Consider the following 22,329-nt stretch of genomic DNA (forward strand, 5'->3'; position numbering starts at 1 on the left):
GAGAGTGATGGGTTTAGAAGAGTTTAAAGATAGAAATATTGGTGTACAAAACTATATAACTGTTCAAGATGATAACTATCCTAAAACAAATGGTGAAGTTTTCAAACAAATAGTTAAAAGAAGTTTAAAAGGTGAGCTTTTTACTGGGCTTAAAATCACATTTAATATGATGAGAGAAGCCTTATTTAAAGGTAAGATGCATACTGTTCAATATCCAGCAGAAAAGTTATCAATAGGACCTAGATACAGAGCTGTACATAAGTTATTGGCACTTTTAGAATCAGGAGAAAATAGATGTATTGGATGTGGACTTTGTGAAAAAATTTGTATCTCAAACTGTATTAAAATGGATACAAAAATAGATGAAAATTCAAGAAAAGAGGTTTTAGAGTACACAATTAATATGGGAAGATGTATTTTTTGTGGATATTGTGCAGAAGTTTGTCCTGAACTTGCTATTGTTCATGGAGGAAGATATGAAAATGCGAGTGAACAAAGAGCTCATTTTGCATTAAAAGAAGACTTATTAACACCACTTGATAAGTTACATTTACAAAAAGAGTATGAAGGTTTTGGAGCAGTATCTCCTGATGCTGATGAAAAAATCCAAAAAACTCCACTTCAATATTAGGAGAAAAAATGTTGTTTGAAGTAGTAGCATTTTACTTATTTGCAAGCTTAACCGTTGTTATGTTTTTAATAACTGTGTTTACAAACAATGCCCTTTATGCCTTAAGTGCTTTAGCAGCTGGAATGATATTTATTTCAGCCTTTTTCTTTTTATTAGATGCAGAGTTCTTAGGCGCAGTTCAAATAGTTGTTTATACTGGTGCTGTTGTTGCTCTTTATGCCTTTGGAATGATGTTTTTTGACTCCTTATCAACTGTAAAAGAGAGCATTAAAAATCCAAGATTAGTATTTTTATTAAGTGGACTTATTGCTTTATTTATTGTAATTATTTTCACTTCTCCTATAATTGGTCAAAATGTAGAAGCAAATCTTCCAATGCATCCAGAGTGGGGAAATGCACAAGATGTTGGAATTATACTATTTACTAAATACTTAGTTCCTTTTGAAATTGCTGCTGTTATGTTACTTGTTTCAATGATTGGTGGAATTATTTTAGCTGGTAAAAAAATGGATACCTCATATTCACAATTAAGTGAAAAAGAGATCGATGAGTTAAAGGAGGAAAAATGAGTTTAAATGCATATTTAATCCTTTCAACTTTGATTTTTTGTATTGGCTTATTAGGAGTAATTAGAAGAAAAAATCTTTTAATGTTATTTTTCTCAACAGAGATAATGTTAAATTCTGTAAATATAGGTTTAGCAGCTGTTTCGAAGTTTCATGCAGATTTAACAGGACAAATGTTTGCATTTTTTATAATTGCAATTGCTGCAAGTGAAGTGGCTATTGGTTTAGGGCTTCTTATATTATGGTATAAAAAAACTGGTACTATTAATTTAGATAGTATGCAAAGATTAAAAGGCTAATGATGGAAAAATATCTATATATAGCACTATTTGCTCCGCTTGTTGGTTCTTTAGTTGCTGCACTTTTTGCAATGAGTAAAAAAAATCTTTTTACAGGTATTTTTACATCATTTATGTTAGCAGTTTCTACTATTGCTACATTTAATTTACTATATTTTGTATATAAAACAAATGAGATTATTCATGTAAGAATGCTTGATTGGATTGTTGTTGGAAATATTGATATTCCTTTTGGTTTTGTTGTTGATCATGTAAGTGTAATAATGATGAGTGTTGTAACAATTGTTTCTACAATGGTACATATTCACTCAATAGGCTATATGGAGCATGATAAAGGCTTTAATAGATACTTCTCTTACTTAAGTGCTTTTGTTTTTTCAATGCTTGTTTTAGTAATGTCTGATAATTTTGCTGGATTATTTATAGGTTGGGAAGGTGTAGGTCTTTGCTCTTGGTTGCTAATTGGTTTTTGGTACCACAAGAACTCTGCTGCTTGGGCTGCTAATGAGGCTTTTATTATGAATAGAATTGCTGATTTAGGAATGTTAGTAGGTATCTTTTTAATATATTGGAATATTGGAAGTTTACAATATGATATTGTATTTTCAAATATTGATTCATTAAGTACTTTTATGATTACTGTTATAGGGATTTTTTTATTTATTGGAGCAATGGGAAAATCAGCACAATTTCCTTTTCATACATGGCTTGCTGATGCAATGGAGGGACCAACACCTGTATCTGCACTAATTCATGCAGCAACAATGGTAACAGCTGGTGTTTACTTAATAGTAAGAGCAAATGAGATTTATACAACAGTTCCAAATCTTGGATATTTTATTGCTTGTTTAGGAGCATTTGTTGCTATTTTTGCTGCAACTATGGCATTGGTAAATAATGATATGAAAAAGATTATTGCTTATTCGACTTTATCACAACTTGGGTATATGTTTGTTGCTGCTGGACTTGGAGCTTATTGGGTTGCACTTTTTCATTTAGTAACTCACGCTTTTTTCAAATCAGTACTATTTTTGGGTGCAGGAAATGTTATGCATGCTATGAGTAATGAGCTTGATATTAGAAAAATGGGTGGATTGTATGAAAAGATGAAGCCAACTGCAATTATTATGATTATTGCATCAGTTGCACTTGCTGGTATTTTTCCTCTTGCTGGATTTTATTCAAAAGATAAAATTTTAGAAGCAGCCTTTAATGCAGATGCAATATTTTTATGGGTTATTTTATGGATAACTGCTGGATTAACTGCTTTTTACTCTTTTAGACTTATTATGCAAGTGTTTTTTACAAAACCTAAATATGAAGAGTTTGGTTACCATCCACATGAAACATACCCTTTTGTTATTGCAGCTATGATTCCTCTTGCATTATTAGCAATCATTGCAGGATGGTTTGAACATACATTTGTAAATATGGTAACTTATATTTTACCTACATGGGAAGCTTCAAATATTAGTCATTCAACTGCTTATATACTTATAATAATCACAAGTGCAATGGCACTATTTGGTATAGCATTTGCAGTAATTAAATATAAAAATGGTGGCTTTTCTAACAAATGGGAAGATAGTTTTGTTTATAAGGTGTTGATAAATCAATACTATATCCCTCAATTTTATGACAAAGTAATATGTAAGTCTTATTTTTGTTTATCAAAATTTGCTTATAGGGTTATTGATATGAAAATTATTGATGCTAGTGTTGATTTAATTGGTAAAACTGTTTATAAAACTGGTGTTCATTCATCTCCAATTCAATCAGGAAACTTGTCTCATACTTTAAAAATTATGGCATTTGGTGTAGCATTTATACTATTTTTAAGTGTAACACTTGCATTTATAAATTAAAAGGTTTAGTTATATGGATTATATTTTATCAATATTGATATTTTTCCCACTACTTGCAGCTTTAGTAGGGTTTTTAGTAAAAGATGACTCTATAAAAGCATATGGAATATTAGCAACTGCATTGGAGTTTATTATAAGTATAATAGTTTGGATAAATTTTGACGTTTCAAATCCTAATATGCAGTTCTTACAGCAAGTATTAGTTATTCCTACATATGGAATAAATTATGTAGTAGGAGTTGATGGAATTTCACTATTTTTAGTAATTATGACTACATTTATGACAATGATATCACTAGTTGCTCTTAGTGAAAAAAAAGCGCTTAAAAATCTAATTATTACTGTTTTATTTTTAGAAATGACAATGGTTGGAGTATTTTTAGCATTGGATGCAATAATATTTTATCTATTTTGGGAGCTTTCGCTTGTACCAATGCTTTATATTATTGGTGCTTGGGGTGGAAAGCTAAGAATATATGCAGCTATTAAATTCTTTTTATATACATTTTTAGGTTCATTAGTTATGTTAATTGGTATGCTTTATTTAGGGTATATTTATTATCAAACTACTGGAAATTGGAGTTTTAATCTTCTTGATTGGAATATGTTATTACTGCCTTTTGATATGCAACTTATGCTATTTCTTGCCTTTTTTGCAGGTTTTGCTATTAAAGTTCCAATGTTTCCATTTCACACTTGGCTTCCATATGCCCATGGACAAGCACCAACTATTGGTTCTGTAATACTTGCAGCAGTTTTATTGAAAATGGGAACATATGGTTTTGTTAGATTTTCTCTTCCTTTATTTCCTGATGCAAGTGTTTATATGATAATTCCAATGGCTATATTAGCACTAATAGCTATTGTTTACACTGCCATGGTTGCTTTTGCTCAAGAAGATATGAAACAAGTTATAGCATACTCTTCTGTATCACATATGGGAGTTATAATTTTAGGTATTTTTGCTTTAAATGTTGAGGGTATTTCTGGTGCAATTTTCCTTATGATTTCACATGGTATTGTTTCAGGTGCATTATTTATGCTTGTAGGAGTTATATATGAAAGAAGACATACAAAACAAATTAGTGAATTTGGTGGTTTAGCACAAGTGATGCCAAAATATGCAACTATTTTTGCAATTATGTTGATGGCTTCTATTGGACTTCCTTTAACTATTGGCTTTGTGGGGGAGTTTTTATCATTACTTGGATTTTTTAAAGTATCACCTTTTTTAACAATAATTGCTGGACTTACGATAATTTTAGGTGCTATTTATATGCTTGTGATGTATAAAAAATCTTTTTTTGGAGAGCTTACAAAAGATGAAAATAAAAAACTGCTTGATTTAAATAAAAAAGAGTTAAGTGCGCTTATTCCATTAGTTGTTTTGGTTATTATTTTAGGTGTTTATCCAAAACCAATTTTAGAACCTGTAAATAATAGTGTTTCTAAAATGATAGAAGTTATGAATGCTAAAACAGTTACAAAAGAAGCTCAAGCGAAGATTATTGATTTAAATAGTATCTCAGGAGTAGAAAAATGAATGATATACCAAAAATAGTTATTGACTTTGCAAGTTTAAACTTTAGTACTATTACTCCTATGATAATTGCTATTGTTGCAGCACTATTAATACTTTGTATAGATTTAGCAACAAAAAAACTTGATAAATCTTTTTATTTAACTTTGACAGTTTTAGCTTTAGTAGTTGATTTGGGTTTTGTTCTTGGATTTAACTCTGATGCTAGAGGTTTTTTTGATTTATTGTTAATTGATGGTATCTCTATTTTAGCACAAGCTATAATAGTTATTGCTTCTATTTTCTTTGCACTTTTAGGTTTTGCAAAACTTAGATTTCAAGAGTTTAGATATCCTGAATATTTTGCACTATATCTTTTTATGATTGCAGGATTTCAGTTTATGGCAAGTTCAGATAGTTTAATACTTATTTTTGTAGCTTTAGAAACTTCTTCATTGGCTTTATACACACTAATTGCTATGCATAATAGATTAAATGCAATTGAAGCAGCTATTAAGTATTTTACAATGGGAGCTTTAACAGCTGCTTTTTTTGCCTTTGGATCTATGATTTTATATGCACAAACTGGAAGTGTAGAGCTTGGACAAATTTCACAAGTATTAACTCAATCAGGATTTGAAAACTATTTTGTAATTTTAATAGCAGCTACATTTATAATAGCAGCTTTAGCATTTAAACTTTCACTTTTCCCTTTTCATTTATGGGTTGCAGATGTTTATGAGGGCTCAACTGCTGCTTTAGCAGGATTTATATCAATTGTTCCTAAAATTGCTGCATTTGTAGTTGCTTTGAGATTTTTTGAGATATTTATAGTAAGTAATGATTTATTTATACAAACTATTTTATATACAATAGTAGTTTTAACAATGACTATACCAAACCTTATTGCACTTTTACAAAATGATATAAAAAGAATGCTTGCATACTCATCTATATCAAATGCAGGTTTTGCAATGGGTGCTATTTTAATAGGTACAAATCAAGCAACACAAGCGCTATTTTTATATTGGATTATGTTTTTTATAACAAATCTTGGCGGATTTACAATGCTTTGGTTAAATAGAACAAAAGATTATAGTAAAGAAAGTGACCATAGTATGCAAAGATATGCAGGTTTAATAAAAACATCTCCAAAAGTTGCAGTATTAATGTCTCTTTTTATGTTAACATTAGCAGGACTTCCACCTTTTGCACTTTTTTGGGGTAAATTATACTTAATTGGAAGTGCTGTAAATGCTGGATTTATGTTTTTAGCATTTATGATGATAATAAACTCAGCAATAGCAGCTTATTATTATTTGAAACCAGTTGTTTATATGTTTTTAAAAGAGCCAGAAGATGATATAACTTATCTTCAAAACTCAACACCAATAATGAAATATTTAGCTATTTTTTGTGCTATTTTAACAATTGGCTCAATTTTTACAATAGAACCACTTCTTCAAATAATTACTTATTACACACAAATCTCAGGTTTTTAACAATTAAAATATCAATAAAATAACTTTTATTGATATTTTGATACACTATTATTTAAAATACACACAATAGGAAATCTTATGAAAAGAAACTACCTTATAGCAATGAGTATAATTGTCTTGCTTATGTTTGGATATTTTTATCAACTCCAAAATAAACAAGTAAAACAGTTAAAGCAAGAAATTGTAAAATTAAATGAAAGAATAGATACTTTAGAAAAAAGTGAAGAGAGTTTAAAAGCAAAACTTGATGAAGCTTTAGAAAAAAGTAAGCCAAAACCAATTCCTGTTTCTGTAAAGAAAAAAAGATTTATTGATATGATGGTACCTGCTTTAAATAAAGTATATGATGAGTTAAAGCAAGAGTTTTTTCAAGTTCAAGAAGATATAAAACAAAACAAAGAATCAGAAAAAATTCAAAAATTAAAAGAGTTTTATAAAGTAAATACAAACCAAGAGCTTTTATATGCACTAAAACCACATCCAAAATCAATTGCATTAGCTCAAGGGGCAATGGAGAGTGCTTGGGGACAATCAAGATTTTTTAAAGAAGCAAATAATATTTTTGGTGTTTGGTCTTTTAATAAAAGTGAACCAAGAATCGCAGCAAGTGGGAAAAGAGGTTCAAAAACTATTTGGCTTAAAAAGTATTCAAGTGTAAAAGAAGCAATAAAAGATTATTATATTACTTTATCAAGAAGTAGCGCTTTTAAAGAGTTTAGAAAAACAAACTTTGAAAACCCAGACCCTTTTGTACTTGTTACAAAACTTGATAGATACTCTGAAAAAAAAGCTGCTTATGGAAAAGAGTTAGCTGCAATGATAAAATATAATAACTTTACAAAATATGATGATAAAGAGTTTATAGTACAAAAAGAACAAAAACAATTAACAAAAGAAGATGCTAAAAAAGAAGAAGAGTTTGAAAAAAACGCAATAGAAAATGGAAATGATGAGGTTACAACTTCAAGTGAGATTGAAAAAACTACAAAAGAAGAAACAACAAATGATATGAATATAGAAAATGAAGAAGAAAAAATTGATAATAAAGTTGTTGAAAAAAAAGATGAGAAAAGTATTGAAATAGAAAAAGAAGAACAAGAAGTAGAAAATAAACAAACTCCTATTAAAGCTAGTCAAAAAGAAGAACAAACAAAGTAGTTTCAACTACTTTGTTTATATCTAACCAAATAATAATTCATAAAGTGCTACAATCTTTCTTTTATAAATTACTAAAAACTATAATATTAAGGACAAGTTTTGAAAACAATAACTGTTGCACACTCTCCAGATGCAGATGATATATTTATGTACTATGCTATTAAATTTGGCTGGGTTAGTGCTAAAGATGCCAAGTTTGAAAATATAGCAGCTGATATAGAAACACTAAATCAAGCTACTTTAAAAGGTGAGTATGATATTTGTGCTATATCATTTGCTTTATATCCTTTTGTTAAAGATGATTATGCATTATTAAAAACAGCTGTATCTTTTGGAGAAGGTTATGGACCAAAATTAGTAAAAAGAAAAGATAAAAAATTAAAGAAAAATTTCAAAGTAGCTCTTAGTGGAGAGTTTACAACAAATGCATTACTTTTTAAAATAGCTTATCCAGAAGCTAGAATTACATATATGAATTTTTTAGATATTGAAAAAGCTGTGACTGAAGGAACAGTTGATGCTGGTGTTTTAATACATGAATCAATTTTAAATTATAATGATGAGCTTGAAGTAGAAAAAGAGATGTGGGATATTTGGGAAGATTTAAGTGGTGGAGGTTTACCTTTACCACTTGGAGGAATGTGCCTAAGAAGATCAATTCCTCTTCATAGTGCAATTGATTATGAAAATACTTTAATAAAAGCTGTTGATGTTGCAAATAAAAATAGAAAAGTTCTAGCTACAATGTTACTTGAAAAAGGTCTTATTAGAGTTGATGCTTCTACATTAGATAAATATTTAGATTTATATGCAAATGATGAATCAGTAAATTTAAGTGAAGTTCAATATAAAGCACTTGATAAACTTTTTGAACTTGGATATAAACATGGATTTTATGAAAATCTAATCAAAGCAAAAGATTTTTTAATTCCAAGTGAGTATGAGGAATTAAGAAACAAGTGATTAAGCAAATAGATTTTTCAAAATACTCTTCAATTAAAATAGGTCCAATAGCTAATATAAAAGTAATTGAAGAGATTGGTGATTATGATGATTATACAATAATAGGAAAAGCAAATAATATCTTAGTTTCAAATACTCATCCAAAGTTTGCTATACTTGGAAAAAATTTTGATTATATAAAACAAGAGAATAATAGACTTTATGTAGGTTGTGCAACAAGTTCTGGAAAGTTATTAAGTTATTGTAGAAAAAATGACATAGGACATTTAGAATTTTTAGCAAAGCTGCCTGGGACAATGGGTGGAGTTGTAAAAATGAATGCGGGATTAAAATCATGGGAGATTTTTAATCATATTATTTGTATTAAAACAAAAGATGGATATATAAATAAAGAAGATATACAATACACTTATAGAAATACAAAAATTAATACAATAGTTTATGAAGTGGTTTTAGAAGTACAAAGTGGATTTTGTAAAGATAGATTAAATCAATTTAATAAAATGAGAGATAATCAACCTCAAATGGCAAGTGCTGGGTCATGTTTTAAAAACCCAAAAGGAGATTTTGCAGGAAGATTAATCGAAGAAGTTGGCTTAAAAGGTATGCAAAAAGGCTCAATGTATTTTTCAAAAGAGCATGCAAATTTTTTAGTAAATAGTGGCAATGGAACTTTTGAAGATGCTATTTATTTAATAAATTTAGCTAAAAAAAGAGTTAAAGAAAAATTTGATATAAATTTAGAAGAAGAGGTAATTATTTATTAAGCTTAATTGTCTATTAATTAATTTATGATACACTTTCCACTTTAAAAAATAGCGTAAGGGTTAAAGAGTTTGAAGAATTTAGTAATAGTTGAGTCACCTGCAAAAGCAAAAACAATTTCAAAGTTTCTTGATAAAAGTTATACGGTTATGGCCTCTATGGGGCATGTTAGAGATTTACCAAAATCAAAATTAGGCTTTGATCCAGATAATAATTTTAAGCCACAATATTTAATCTCAACAGATAAAAGAAAAGTAATAGCAGATTTGAAAAAACATATTACAAAAGATACAGTAATATACCTAGCTGCCGATGAGGATAGAGAGGGAGAAGCTATTGCTTGGCACTTGATTCCTGCTTTAAAAGTTGAAAAAAACCCTATAAAAAGAATTGTTTTCCATGAAATTACTAAAGATGCAATCTTAAAAGCTATTGAAAACCCACGTGATGTTGACCAAAATTTAGTTGATGCACAACAAGCTAGAAGAATTTTAGATAGAGCAGTTGGATATGAACTATCTCCACTACTTTGGAAAAAAGTAAGATATGGACTTAGTGCTGGTAGAGTTCAATCTGTTGCTGTTAGAATTATAGTAGATAGAGAGAATGAGATTAGAAAATTTAAGCCAGAAGAGTATTGGAAAATTAAAGCTGATTTTATTAATCCAAGTTTTAAAGCAGAACTTGCAAAAATTGAAGGTAAAGCTCAAAAAGTAACAAATGAACAAGAGGCAAAACAGATTGAAGCTTCTATTAATCAAGGAGTTTTTGAACTTGTAGATATAGAAGAGAAAGAATCAAATAGAAACCCAGCAGCTCCTTTTACAACTTCAACGCTACAACAAGAAGCAAGTAGAAAACTAGGCTTTTCTGTTAAACAAACAATGGTTATTGCACAACAACTATATGAGGGAAATGTTGGTAATATTCCAAATCATACAGGTGGTTTAATCACTTATATGAGAACTGACTCATTAAACCTTTCAAAAGTAGCAACAAGTGCAGCAAAAGAAGTAATTGAGCAAGAGTATGGGAAAGATTATTCACTTAATAAACCAAGATTATACAAATCAAAAGCAAAAGGTGCACAAGAAGCCCATGAAGCTATTAGACCTGTTAATTTAGCACTAAAACCAAGTGATATAAAAGCTTATGTTGATAATGCACAATTTAAGCTTTATTCTCTAATTTGGAAAAGAACACTAGCAACACAAATGGCTCCTGCTAAAATGGCTAATACAACATATAAAATTGAAGCTGGAAAAGATAAAGAGTATGAGTTTCAATCAAAGGGACAAAGAATTATTTTTGCTGGATTTATGAAAGCATACACTGAGGGAAGTGATAATCCTGAAAGTGCACTTGATAGTAGTGAAAAAATATTACCAACAATAAAAAAAGGGACTGTGCTAGATTTAGAAAAATTAGATTTAGAACAGTTATTTACAAAGCCACCTGCAAGATATACAGAAGCTAGTTTAGTAAAAAAACTTGAAAGTGAAGGAATTGGAAGACCATCAACTTATGCACCAACAATCTCAACAATACAACAAAGAGAGTATGTGGTTAAAACAGAAGATAAAAAATTAGCTCCTACTGCAACAGGAGAGATTGTAAATTCATTTTTAACAGACCATTTTGCTGAGATATTGGATTTAGGATTTACTGCAAAAATAGAAGAAGAGTTTGATAATATTGCTGAGGGCAAAATTGCTTGGGAACAAGTAATGCAAGATTTTTATGGTGATTTCAAAAAAAGAATTGAAGAAAAAGAGAGTAGTGTAAATAAAGAAGATTATTTACAAATAAGAGAAATAGGAATAGACCCAGAATCTAAAAAACCTGTAAGTGCAAGAGTTGGAAGATTTGGTCCTTTTATTCAAATTGGAACAAAAGATGATGAAGAAAAGCCAAAATTTGTTGCAATTCCTGATCATTTAAATATGGATACTATTACACTTGATGAAGCACTTTATTTATTTACTCTACCAAGAGTTGTTGGAAAAAATGATAAAGGTGAAGATATTATTGCTAATATAGGACGATTTGGTCCATACTTACAAATTGATAATAGATTTTACTCTCTTAAAACAGATGATCCATATAAAATAGAGTTACCAAGAGCTTTAGAAGTAATCAAAGAGATTGATGAAGCAAAAGCAAAAGCAACAATAAAGATATTTGAGAAAGAAAAAATACAGATATTAAATGGTAGATATGGTCCTTATATTAAACAAGGAAGAAAAAATTTCAAAATCCCTAAAGGTAAAGTTGCAGAAGATTTAACTTTAGAAGAGTGTGAAGAGATAATCAAAAAAGATCCAAAATCAAAAACAACTAAAAAAACTACAGCTAAAAAAGCACCTGCAAAGAAAACAACAACGAAGAAAACAACTGCAAAAAAAACTACAACAAAGAAAAGTAGTACAAGTACTACAAAAAAATAGATGAAAATAGGAATATTATCAGATAGTCACACAAAAAGTGACTATACTGAACTTGCAATAAACCACTTAAAACAAAAAGGTGCACAATATTTAATACATGCTGGTGACTTATGTATTGAAGATAATTTAAAATTATTACAAAATTCAAAGTTAGTGTATGTTACTGTTTTTGGCAATAATGACAGGAGTTTATTATCTTTGTCAAATGAGTATAATATTCAAAAAGAACCATATTATTTTAAGATTAAAGATATAAAATTTAAGCTTATGCATCTTCCTTATTATTTAAATGCAGATAGTGATATTGTTATTTTTGGACATACTCATAAGTTTGAGTGTAGTTATAATAATGGTACTTTATTTATTAATCCAGGAGAAATATGCGCCCGTGAAAAACCTTTGATTGAGTGTGTATTGCTTGAAATTAATAAAAATGAGTATATAATTACTTACTATTATAAAGATATAAATACAAATAATTTTATGAAAGAAGAGTTTAAATATGAACGAGAATAAAGAGATATTTTTATGTGCTATTTGTAATATTGAAAGTGGTACATGTAATGAAGACTGTAAATTCTGTACACAAAGTGTTAAATATAAAGCTGATATTCAAAGATATAAGAAAAAAGCAATTGAACAAATTGTAAAAGAGGCAAAAATGGCAAAGGAAAATAGTGCCAATGGTTTTTGTTTAGTTACAGCTGGAAAAGGTTTAACTGACAAAAGATTAGCTTTTGTATGTGAAGCTGCAAAAGCTGTTAAAAAAGAGAACCTAGGGCTTATTTTAATTGCATGTAATGGAACAGCTTCAGTTGAACAGTTACAAACACTTAAAGAAGCAGGAGTTGATGCTTATAACCACAATCTTGAAACAGCACAAGATTTTTATAAAGAGATTGTTACAACTCATACTTGGGAAGAGAGATATGAAACTTGTAAAAATGTAAAAGAAGTTGGTTTAAGATTAGTATGTGGAGGAATTTTTGGTTTAGGAGAAACACAAGAGCAAAGAGTATCAATGCTTGAATCAATTGCATCATTAGATCCTATGAATGTACCTTTAAACTTTTTTCATCCAAATGAGGCGTTACCTCTTGTAGAAAACTCAGTTAGTAAAGAAGAAGCTTTTGAATTAATTACATTAGCTAGAAAAATGGTTCCAAATGCAAAGAAAATAATGGTTGCAGGTGGAAGAGAGTTGATGTTTGGAGATGAACAATATAAAATCTTTGAAAAAGGTGCAAATGCCTTTGTTATTGGTGATTATTTAACAACACAAGGAAAATCACCAAAAGATGATATGCAAGAACTTGAGAAATTAGGTTTTAAAATAGCAAGAGAAAGAAACTAAAGGTTTAATATGAGTGATGAAATTTTAATTATAGTAACAATATCCGTAATTATATTTACATCACCTTTACTTTCAAGAGTACTAAAAATACCAACAATTCCAATTGAGATTATGCTTGGTGCTTTTGCTGTATATTTTTCTTTTTTAGTTGAACACCCAATTTTAGAGCTTGTTGCTGAACTTGGTTTTTTATACTTGATGTTTTTAGCAGGACTTGAAGTTGATTTAAGAAAGTTAATAAATATTCCATCAGTTATATTGAAAAAATCACTTTTTTATAATGTAATACTTTTCTCTTTATCTGCTGCTATTACTATATATTTTAAACTTGGAAATATTTTTATTGTAACTTTACCTTTAATTTCTATTGGTATCTTAGCTGCATTAAAAAAAGAGTATGGTGATGTTGAGTGGATAAGAATGGCAATTGTTGTAGGACTAATTGGTGAAATTGTATCAATTTTTGCACTTACAACAGTGTCTGCTATGCTTGAGTTTGGTATAACTTGGGAATTTTATAAAACAATGCTACTATTTACTGTTTTTATGATTTTAATGGCTATATTGTATAAACTATTTAATAATGTAGTTTGGTGGTATCCTGAAATAAAAACTTACTTAATGCCAACAGAAGATAATCAAGAACAAGATATTAGAGTATCTATGGCAATTTTCTTTGTTATGATTGCAGTTATGATTTATTTGAAACTTGAGGTTGCATTTGGTGCATTTATTGCAGGTACTTTTATTACAACATTCTTTGAGCATAATAAACAACTACCTCATAAGTTGGAACACTTTGGTTTTGGTTGGCTAGTTCCTATCTTTTTCATTTATGTAGGTTCATCATTTGAACTTGAAGAGCTTTTTCATGATGGACTTATACTAACTGCATTTTTGATTGTTTTTGCTATGATATTTATTAGATTGGTTGCTTCATTACTTTTTATAAAAGAGATGGGAATAAACAAGTTTTTTATGTTAGGTTTATCTCATTCAATGCCACTTACACTATTAATTGCAGTAACTACACTTGCTTATCAAAGTCATGCAATTACACAATTTTACTATTATGCATTTATTTTAGCATCAATTTTAGAAGTTTTAATAGTAATGATAGTAATTAGAATTTTAACAAATTTCTTAGGAATAAAAAAAGTAAAAGCTTCTTAAAGCAGATGTTTTACATCTGCTCTAATCTAAAAATTGTTACTTGTCCATTTGTGTAAGTAACTTCGTAGTTATCAGGAGTGTCAGTTAACTCTACAACAACTCTAAAAAATTTATCTTTTTTATGATTGCCTACAGTTATTCGTGTAAAGTTTGTTGAGTTTAAATCTTCTCTTTTTGTATAAAAGTTTTCTTTTGCATGAAAATCTAAGATTATTTTATTTTGATTTGGTAATGTAAATTTCTTAAATACATCATATTTTGTATTTATTTGAAGTTTAACATTTGTATATTCAAATTTTAAAAACGGTAGTAACTCTTTTTCAAAAGATACATCTGTTCTAGGCTTTACATAAATAATCTCTTCTTTTTCTTGTTTTTTTAACTCTTGTACAAACTTTTTAGTTTCATTTACAGTTTTTTCTTGAGCTTGAGTAATCAGTTTTTTGATTTTATCTTCTGTTAGTTCTGAAGCTTTTTTATTTGCTTTTTTCTCTACACTTTTAGTATCTTTATTTATACTATTAGCTTTCATCTTTTCTTGAATTTCTTCTATGTAGATTTTTTCTTGATTTTCAAACTCATCAGGATAACTCTCTTTTATTTCCATAAGTCTTGCAACTTCTTCATTATAAGCTTGTGTTGTTTCAAAAGGATTTTCCCTTGCACTCAAGCTTGATGATAGAATTAATAATGCTATAAATAAAGATATTTTTTTCATTGTTCTGGCTCCAAGTTTTTTAATTCAAAATACTCTTTTTGTAAGTGGGCATTCTCTTCTTGTAATCTTTTTATTTCATTGACTAAATATACCCTTTTATCTTTTAAAGAACTATAAACATCCAATGAATTGCTTCCAAATAAAAGTATTGCTGCATGATAACTAAGAAAAAGTGTAATAACAACCGAAATGATTGTTATTACACTAAATTTTTTTAGCTCATGAATTTTTTGCTTCATTTAGATTATTTAACAAAAGGAGTTTTTCCTAAATATTCAGCATAAGCAACTTCTGCACCTATTTCCAATAATCTATTGTATTTAGCGTTTCTCTCTCCCCTTGAAGTTGCACCTGTTTTAATTTGACCACAATTTAATGCAACTGCAAAGTCTGCTATAAATGCATCTTCTGATTCACCTGATCTATGTGACATTACGCAATTATAGTTGTTTCTTTGTGCTAATCTAATAGTAAGCATTGTTTCACTAATACTTCCAATTTGATTTGGTTTTATTAATATTGAGTTTGCAATTTTTTTAGAGATACCTTCATTTAGTATTGATGCATTTGTAACAAATAAATCATCACCAACTAATTGAACTTTATCTCCTAATTTTTCTGTTAATATTTTCCAACCATCCCAGTCATCTTCACTTAATCCATCTTCAATTGAAACAATTGGATATTTAGAACATAAATCTGCATAGTATTCTACTAATTCATCAGAAGTTAACTCTTTATTTTCAGATTTAAGAACATATTTTCCCTCATCATTGATTAATTCAGAAGCAGCAACATCTAAAGCAATAGCTATTTGCTCACCAATTTTATATCCTGCTTTTTCAACAGCTTTTATAATAACTTGAATAGGTTCTTCATTTGATTTTAGATTTGGAGCAAATCCACCCTCATCACCAACAGCAGTGCTTTCACCCATCTCATCAATGATTTTTTTAAGATTATGATAAACCTCTGATGCTGCTCTTAATCCATCATTGAAGTTTTCAAATCCAATTGGCATAATCATATACTCTTGAAAATCAACAGAGTTATTAGCATGCTCTCCACCATTTATGATATTAAACATAGGTACAGGCATAGTCATAGCATTTGCTCCACCTAAATATCTATAAAGAGGCATATTTAAAGAAGCTGCTGCTGCTCTTGCATTTGCCATAGAAACTCCAAGAACTGCATTTGCTCCTAGTTTAGAGTAGTTATTTGTTTCATCAATATCTTTCATTGTTGCATCAACTTCTGCTTGGTTAAATGGGCTTAAACCAATAAGTTCATCAGCAATTAATGTATTTACATTTTCAACAGCTTTTAAAACACCTTTCCCTAAAAATCTATCATCACCATCTCTTAACTCTAAGGCTTCTCTTTTCCCTGTACTAGCTCCACTTGGAACAATTGCGCTTTGTTTTGTTCCATCGCTTAAGATTACTGTCGCTCTTACTGTAGGATTTCCTCTTGAGTCTAAAACTTCATCAGCATAAACATTATCAATATATACCACTGTTTCTCCTATTTAAGTTACAAAATTTTTAAATATTATACAAAAAAGTTAATTGGTAATTGCTTTTATAAGATGTTTTAAGTTAGGTTTTATGAAAGAAAATATCAAAAAAGATTATCTTTTTTGATATTTTAAATTTAGTAATGTTCTATTTTTCTTCTTCTGTAGTTTCAAGCTCATGCATATTGCTATCTAATCCCATAGCTTGTAGAATTTTTGCTTCAATTTCTGCTGCAATTTCTGGGTTATCTTTTAAGAACTGTTTTGAATTCTCTTTTCCTTGACCAATTTTTGAATCCCCATAACTAAACCAAGCTCCTGCTTTATCAACAATATCAAGTTTAACACCATAGTCAATAAGCTCACCCATTTTAGAAATACCCTCTCCAAACATAATATCAAATTCAGCTATTTTAAATGGAGGTGCAACTTTATTTTTTACAACTTTAACTTTAGCTCTATTTCCGATACTCTCTTCTGCTTGTTTAAGTGTTGCAATTCTTCTAATATCTAATCTTACAGAAGAGTAGAATTTAAGTGCATTTCCACCAGTTGTAGTTTCAGGACTTCCATATCCTGTCATTCCAATTTTCATTCTAATTTGGTTAATAAAAATTACTGTTGTTCCCATTTTGTTCATTATGCTAGTAATCTTTCTTAAAGCTTTACTCATAAGTCTTGCTTGAACACCTACTTGCTGATCATCCATATCTCCATCAATCTCTACTTTTGGAGTAAGAGCTGCTACTGAGTCAATTACTACTAGATTAACAGCACCACTTCTTACAACTGTTTCTAAAATCTCTAAAGCTTGTTCTCCATAATCAGGTTGTGAAACAAGTAAATTATCTATATCAACTCCAAGATTTCTTGCATACATTGTATCTAGTGCATGTTCTGCATCAATAAAGGCACAAACTCCACCTGCTTTTTGACACTCTGCAATTGCATGTAAAGTAAGAGTTGTTTTACCTGAACTTTCAGGTCCATAGATTTCTATTACTCTACCTTTTGGAAGTCCTCCTACACCTAATGCTAAATCAAGTCCAAGTGAACCAGTTGAAATGGCTTCTGTTGGTACAACTTCTTTATCTCCAAGTCTAATTAAAGTACCTTTTCCAAAAGCTTTATCAATTTGCTTAATTGCTAAATCAAGTGACTTTTTTTGATTATCATCCATTATTTATCCTAATTTTAGAGTTTCTTTTTATTTATATGTGATTTTAGCAAAAAAAAAATAAATTACATATTTTTATTGCAAATTGTAAGATTTTTTACTAAATTTATTTAATTTTAATAATTGGATAGTAGATTAACTATAATAAAGAAAATATTAAGTAAAATAGAGTAAAAAAATTAAGGTTTGTATTATGTTTAATGGAAAAAATATTTTAATAACAGGTGGAACTGGAAGTTTTGGTAAAAAATACACAAAAACTATTTTGGAAAAATATAAACCTAATAAGATTATAATCTACTCTCGTGATGAACTTAAGCAATATGAAATGGAACAAGAATTCAATGATAAATGTATGCGTTATTTTATTGGTGATGTTCGAGACTCTGATAGATTAAAAAAAGCTTTTAAAGATGTTGATTATGTAATACACGCAGCAGCACTTAAGCATGTGCCAATTGCTGAATATAATCCAATGGAGTGTATTAAAACAAATATAAATGGTGCACAAAATGTAATTGATGCAGCAATTGAAAATAAAGTAAAAAAAGTTATTGCACTATCTACTGATAAAGCAGCTAATCCTGTGAATTTATATGGTGCAACAAAACTTGCAAGTGATAAACTTTTTGTAGCAGCAAATAATTTAGTTGGCGAACAAGATACAAAATTTTCTGTTGTAAGATATGGAAATGTTGTTTGTAGTCGTGGTTCTGTTATTCCTTATTTTCAAAAACTTATAAATTCAAATGCAAAAGAGCTTCCAATTACAGATGAAAGAATGACAAGGTTTATAATTACACTACAAAATGGAGTGAACTTCGTACTTAAAAACTTTGAAAGAATGCATGGTGGAGAGATTTTTGTGCCTAAAATTCCATCAATTAAGATAGTTGATTTAGCTAAATACTTAGCACCTACTTTACCCCATAAAATAGTAGGAATTAGACCAGGCGAAAAACTTCATGAAATAATGTGTCCAGCTGATGATTCCCATTTAACATATGAGTTTGATGACCATTATGTAATAACTCCAACAATAAAATTTACAAATGTAACAAACTTTAGTGAAAATAAATTAGGAGAAGTTGGAACGCATGTTAGCCAAGGTTTTGAATATAATTCAGGAAATAATGACAAATGGCTTAATAAAGAAGAGTTTTTAAAATTAGTAAAAGAAATACAATGAAAAATATTCCTTATGGTAAACAATCAATTACAAAAGAAGATATTAAAGCAGTAAAAGATGTATTAAAAAGTGATTTTTTAACAACAGGACCTAAAGTTCAAGAGTTTGAAAATGCTTTATGTAAATATACAGGTGCAAAATATTGTGTAAGTGTATCAAATGCAACTGCAGCATTACATTTAAGTTCTTTAATACTTTTAGATGAGGGTGATTTAGTTCTTACAACAGTTAACTCTTTTTTAGCAACTTCAAATTCAATTCTTTATGCAAAAGCAAAACCTATTTTTGTTGATATACAAAGTGATGGAAATATTGATTTAGATTTATGTGAAGAAGAGCTTTTAAAAAATAATAAGATCAAAGCAATTTATGTTGTTCATTTTTCAGGAAATCCAGTAAATCAAGAAAAACTTGCTTTTTTAAAAAAGACTTATAATATTAAAATTTTAGAAGACTGTGCTCATAGTATAGGTGCAAGTTTTGATGGAATAAAAGCTGGTTCTTGTAAAAATAGTGATATTTCTGTTTTCTCTTTTCATCCTGTAAAGCAATTAACAACAGGTGAAGGTGGAGCAATTTTAACAAATAGTAAAAAAATATATGAAAAAGTACTAAGATTAAGAAATCATGGAATGGTATCAAAACCAGAAATAGCCCCTTGGTTTTATGAAATGCAAGAGTTGGGCTTCAATTATAGATTAACTGATATTGCTTCTGCTTTAGGTATTTCTCAAATAAAAAAATTAGATAAATTCTTAGAAAAAAGAAGAAAAATAGCAAAAAAATATGATAAATTTTTTGATAAGTTTGAGTATATAAAGCCACTATATAAATACACACAAAATAGTTCATATCATTTATATGTAATTTTAATTGATTTTGAAAAATATAATATTACAAAAAAAGATTTATTTTTAAAACTTAGAGAAAAGTCTATTTATTTACAATATCACTATATACCTATAAATCAACAACCTTACTACAAAGAACTTGGGTATGGTGATGAAAAAACACCAGTGATGGACGAATACTATAAAAAAGCATTATCTTTGCCAATTTTTCCAAAATTGAGTAAAAAAGATCAAAAATATGTTTTACATAATTTGATAGAAATTTTAGAAAAAGGTTAAATTGTGGAATATAAAACAGAACAAGAAAAGTTTTGGGCAGAAGAGTTTGGAGATGAATACTCTCAAAGAAATACATCAATTATAAAAAGTAATATAAACTTTTTTTCCAAAGTTTTTAGTAGAGTGGAAAATGTAAATTCAGTAATAGAATTTGGTTCAAATATTGGAATGAATTTACATGCATTAAATACAATTTCAAATTTAGAAATATCTGCAATAGAGATAAATAAAACAGCAGTTAATGAGCTACAAAAATTAGATTTTCTTAAAAAAGTATATAATGAATCATTGCTTGATATAAATTTAGATAAAAAGTTTGATATGACTTTTATAAAAGGTGTATTAATTCATATCAATCCAGAATATTTAGATGTTGTATATGAAAAATTATATAACTATTCAAATAGGTATATTTTAGTTGCAGAGTACTATAATCCAACTCCCGTAGAAATACCATATAGAGGAAATGAAGGTAAACTTTTTAAAAGAGATTTTGCAGGTGAGATACTTGATAAATATGATGATTTAGAACTTGTTGATTATGGTTTTTTATATCATAGAGACAATAATTTTCCTCAAGATGATATTAGTTGGTTTTTATTGGAAAAAAGATGAATACATATATAGTTATTCAAGCAAGAACAACAAGTACAAGGCTTCCTAAAAAAGTTTTATTACCTTTAGGAGATAAAACAGTTTTGGAAACAATGTTTAAAAAACTTGAATCGTTTAAAGATAATATTATTATTGCTACAACAAATGATGGAACTCAAGAAGAGATTGTAAATATATGTAAAAAACATAAAATAAAATATTATGAAGGTGATACAAATAATGTACTAAGTAGATATTATGAATCGTGTCTTAAATATGGGCTAAAAGATGATGATATTGTAATAAGATGTACAAGTGATTGTCCCTTTATTGATGCAAAACTAATCCAAAAAGCCATAAATTTATATAAAACTTCAAAGGCTGATTATGTAAGTTTAGGAGTTCATAGTGGTTTTCCAAGAGGTTTAGATACAGAAGTTTTCTCTTTCAGATTATTAACACAAGCTTATAATAATGCAACAACTGATTATGAAAAAGAGCATGTAACTATATATATGCATACAACAATAAAAGATAAATTAAAAATTGAGTTTTTAAAAAGTTATGAAGATAATTCAAAATATAGAATTACTTTAGATGAAATTGCTGATTATGAAGCTATTAAAAAACTATATGAAAAACTTGGAAATAAAGAAGAATTCTCTTATGAAAAACTTATTTCAACCCTAAAAGATAATCCTGAGATTTTTGAGATAAATAGATTTGTAGAGCAAAAGAAAAGATAATTATGAAAAGAGTTCTTATTCGAGCAGATGCTTCTTATACTATAGGACATGGGCATATTATGAGAACTCTTGTTTTGGCAAAAAAGTATGCAAAAAGAGGTTTTGAAGTAAGTTTTGCAACTTTAAATTTAGAAGGTAATCTAAATAAAAAAATTCTTGATAATAAATTTGGTTTATATAATCTAAATACTAAAAATATTGAAGAACTTATAAATTTAATAAAAAAACAAAATATTGATATATTAGTAATTGATAATTATGAAATTGATTATAAAAGTGAAAAATTAATTAAAGAAAAAACATCTGTAAAAATAGTATGTCTTGATGATACGTATGAAAAACACTATTGTGATGTTTTAATAAATCATAATATTAGTGCAAATGAAAAAAAATATAAAAGTTTGGTTCCTAAAAACTGCAAATTAAAGTGTGGCTCAAAATATACTCTTTTAAGGGAAGAATTTTATAAGTATAAAAATAAAAAAATAAAAAAAAGTGATGAAAAAAAAAGAGTATTTGTAGCAATTGGAGGAACTGATTATAGTAATATAAATATAGATATTTTAAAAGTATTACAACTATTTGAAAATATCAAAGTTTATATAGTAACAACAAGTGCAAATAAAAACTTAAAACAGTTAAAGAAATATTGCAAAAATAAGAAATTTATAAATTTATATATAGATACTAATAAAATGGCAAAACTTATGGCAAAAACTGATTTTGCAGTTGTTAGTGCAAGTGTAATTTTAAACGAAGTCTATTTTATGCAATTACCTTTTATTGCAATAAAAACTGCAGATAACCAACAAGATATTTATAACTATTTAAAAAAGAATAAGTTTTATACTCTTGAAAAATTTGATACAAAAAACTTTGAAAGAAGTATAAATAAATTATTAAATTTATTTAACTAGAGATATTTTGAAGTAAGATATTTTCGAAAAGCTCAAATAGATAATCAAGCTAAAGATAATCTTTTAATATCTTAGATACAATTAAACGATATTTTAA

The 22,329-nt window shown here is 28.2% G+C and carries 22 protein-coding genes; 18 read left to right on the forward strand and 4 right to left on the reverse strand.

Going from position 1 to position 22,329, the window contains the following annotated elements; all coding sequences use genetic code 11:
• Positions 1-7: 7 nt before the first annotated feature.
• From nuoI to ACTCCZ_RS03425, 13 genes are all read left to right on the forward strand, one after another.
• Entirely contained in the window at positions 8-631 is a 624-nt protein-coding gene (gene nuoI / locus ACTCCZ_RS03365; RefSeq protein ID WP_079577567.1) for an NADH-quinone oxidoreductase subunit NuoI, read from the forward strand.
• An 11-nt stretch (positions 632-642) separates the two neighbouring features.
• On the forward strand, positions 643-1,200 hold the full coding sequence (locus ACTCCZ_RS03370; protein ID WP_079577628.1) for an NADH-quinone oxidoreductase subunit J: 558 nt from the start codon (positions 643-645) through the stop codon (positions 1,198-1,200).
• Positions 1,197-1,496, forward strand: a complete 300-nt coding sequence (gene nuoK / locus ACTCCZ_RS03375) for an NADH-quinone oxidoreductase subunit NuoK (RefSeq protein WP_079577566.1) — start codon at positions 1,197-1,199, stop codon at positions 1,494-1,496. Before ACTCCZ_RS03370 ends, nuoK begins: the two co-directional genes overlap by 4 nt.
• A gap of 2 nt (positions 1,497-1,498) precedes the next feature.
• On the forward strand, positions 1,499-3,361 hold the full coding sequence (nuoL, locus tag ACTCCZ_RS03380) for an NADH-quinone oxidoreductase subunit L (RefSeq protein WP_079577565.1): 1,863 nt from the start codon (positions 1,499-1,501) through the stop codon (positions 3,359-3,361).
• A gap of 13 nt (positions 3,362-3,374) precedes the next feature.
• Positions 3,375-4,904, forward strand: coding sequence for an NADH-quinone oxidoreductase subunit M (locus ACTCCZ_RS03385; protein ID WP_079577564.1), 1,530 nt, complete (start codon positions 3,375-3,377; stop codon positions 4,902-4,904).
• Complete coding sequence (nuoN, locus tag ACTCCZ_RS03390) at positions 4,901-6,382, forward strand: NADH-quinone oxidoreductase subunit NuoN (RefSeq protein ID WP_079577563.1); 1,482 nt, start codon at positions 4,901-4,903, stop codon at positions 6,380-6,382. Before ACTCCZ_RS03385 ends, nuoN begins: the two co-directional genes overlap by 4 nt.
• 78 nt (positions 6,383-6,460) lie before the next feature.
• Positions 6,461-7,540 carry a glucosaminidase domain-containing protein gene (locus ACTCCZ_RS03395; protein ID WP_119184359.1) on the forward strand — a complete coding sequence of 360 codons (1,080 nt, stop codon included), beginning with the start codon at positions 6,461-6,463 and terminating at the stop codon, positions 7,538-7,540.
• A gap of 99 nt (positions 7,541-7,639) precedes the next feature.
• Positions 7,640-8,503 (forward strand): menaquinone biosynthesis family protein, encoded by an 864-nt coding sequence (locus ACTCCZ_RS03400; RefSeq protein WP_079577562.1) that lies wholly within the window; start codon positions 7,640-7,642, stop codon positions 8,501-8,503.
• Positions 8,500-9,270 (forward strand): UDP-N-acetylmuramate dehydrogenase, encoded by a 771-nt coding sequence (locus ACTCCZ_RS03405; protein WP_079577561.1) that lies wholly within the window; start codon positions 8,500-8,502, stop codon positions 9,268-9,270. Before ACTCCZ_RS03400 ends, ACTCCZ_RS03405 begins: the two co-directional genes overlap by 4 nt.
• A gap of 69 nt (positions 9,271-9,339) precedes the next feature.
• On the forward strand, positions 9,340-11,715 hold the full coding sequence (gene topA, locus ACTCCZ_RS03410; RefSeq protein WP_079577560.1) for a type I DNA topoisomerase: 2,376 nt from the start codon (positions 9,340-9,342) through the stop codon (positions 11,713-11,715).
• On the forward strand, positions 11,716-12,231 hold the full coding sequence (locus tag ACTCCZ_RS03415) for a YfcE family phosphodiesterase (protein WP_079577559.1): 516 nt from the start codon (positions 11,716-11,718) through the stop codon (positions 12,229-12,231).
• Positions 12,218-13,069 carry a biotin synthase gene (locus ACTCCZ_RS03420; RefSeq protein ID WP_079577557.1) on the forward strand — a complete coding sequence of 284 codons (852 nt, stop codon included), beginning with the start codon at positions 12,218-12,220 and terminating at the stop codon, positions 13,067-13,069. The genes ACTCCZ_RS03415 and ACTCCZ_RS03420 overlap by 14 nt, the downstream gene beginning before the upstream one ends.
• Before the next feature lie 9 nt (positions 13,070-13,078).
• Positions 13,079-14,242 carry a cation:proton antiporter gene (locus ACTCCZ_RS03425; protein ID WP_079577555.1) on the forward strand — a complete coding sequence of 388 codons (1,164 nt, stop codon included), beginning with the start codon at positions 13,079-13,081 and terminating at the stop codon, positions 14,240-14,242.
• Between the two features lie 10 nt (positions 14,243-14,252).
• Here ACTCCZ_RS03425 and ACTCCZ_RS03430 read toward each other — a convergent pair whose 3' ends face one another.
• The 4 genes from ACTCCZ_RS03430 to recA form a co-directional block, all read right to left on the reverse strand.
• On the reverse strand, positions 14,253-14,960 hold the full coding sequence (locus tag ACTCCZ_RS03430; protein WP_079577554.1) for an AMIN domain-containing protein: 708 nt from the start codon (positions 14,958-14,960) through the stop codon (positions 14,253-14,255).
• Complete coding sequence (locus ACTCCZ_RS03435) at positions 14,957-15,199, reverse strand: septum formation initiator (protein WP_079577553.1); 243 nt, start codon at positions 15,197-15,199, stop codon at positions 14,957-14,959. The genes ACTCCZ_RS03430 and ACTCCZ_RS03435 overlap by 4 nt, the downstream gene beginning before the upstream one ends.
• A 5-nt stretch (positions 15,200-15,204) precedes the next feature.
• Positions 15,205-16,479 carry a phosphopyruvate hydratase gene (gene eno, locus ACTCCZ_RS03440; RefSeq protein WP_079577552.1) on the reverse strand — a complete coding sequence of 425 codons (1,275 nt, stop codon included), beginning with the start codon at positions 16,477-16,479 and terminating at the stop codon, positions 15,205-15,207.
• 148 nt (positions 16,480-16,627) lie between these two features.
• Positions 16,628-17,659 (reverse strand): recombinase RecA, encoded by a 1,032-nt coding sequence (gene recA / locus ACTCCZ_RS03445; RefSeq protein WP_079577551.1) that lies wholly within the window; start codon positions 17,657-17,659, stop codon positions 16,628-16,630.
• Between the two features lie 190 nt (positions 17,660-17,849).
• On the opposite strand from recA, the gene pseB reads away from it, so the two are divergent.
• The 5 genes from pseB to pseG are packed head-to-tail and all read left to right on the forward strand — an operon-like array spanning position 17,850 to position 22,232.
• On the forward strand, positions 17,850-18,845 hold the full coding sequence (pseB, locus tag ACTCCZ_RS03450; protein ID WP_079577550.1) for a UDP-N-acetylglucosamine 4,6-dehydratase (inverting): 996 nt from the start codon (positions 17,850-17,852) through the stop codon (positions 18,843-18,845).
• On the forward strand, positions 18,842-19,975 hold the full coding sequence (gene pseC / locus ACTCCZ_RS03455; RefSeq protein ID WP_079577549.1) for a UDP-4-amino-4,6-dideoxy-N-acetyl-beta-L-altrosamine transaminase: 1,134 nt from the start codon (positions 18,842-18,844) through the stop codon (positions 19,973-19,975). The genes pseB and pseC overlap by 4 nt, the downstream gene beginning before the upstream one ends.
• Before the next feature lie 3 nt (positions 19,976-19,978).
• Positions 19,979-20,590, forward strand: a complete 612-nt coding sequence (locus ACTCCZ_RS03460; protein ID WP_228145287.1) for a pseudaminic acid biosynthesis-associated methylase — start codon at positions 19,979-19,981, stop codon at positions 20,588-20,590.
• Entirely contained in the window at positions 20,587-21,315 is a 729-nt protein-coding gene (locus ACTCCZ_RS03465; protein ID WP_079577547.1) for a cytidylyltransferase domain-containing protein, read from the forward strand. Before ACTCCZ_RS03460 ends, ACTCCZ_RS03465 begins: the two co-directional genes overlap by 4 nt.
• Positions 21,316-21,317: 2 nt before the next feature.
• On the forward strand, positions 21,318-22,232 hold the full coding sequence (gene pseG, locus ACTCCZ_RS03470) for a UDP-2,4-diacetamido-2,4,6-trideoxy-beta-L-altropyranose hydrolase (RefSeq protein ID WP_079577545.1): 915 nt from the start codon (positions 21,318-21,320) through the stop codon (positions 22,230-22,232).
• The last annotated feature ends 97 nt before the right edge of the window (positions 22,233-22,329 follow it).

It is taken from the genome of Malaciobacter sp., assembly GCF_055140965.1.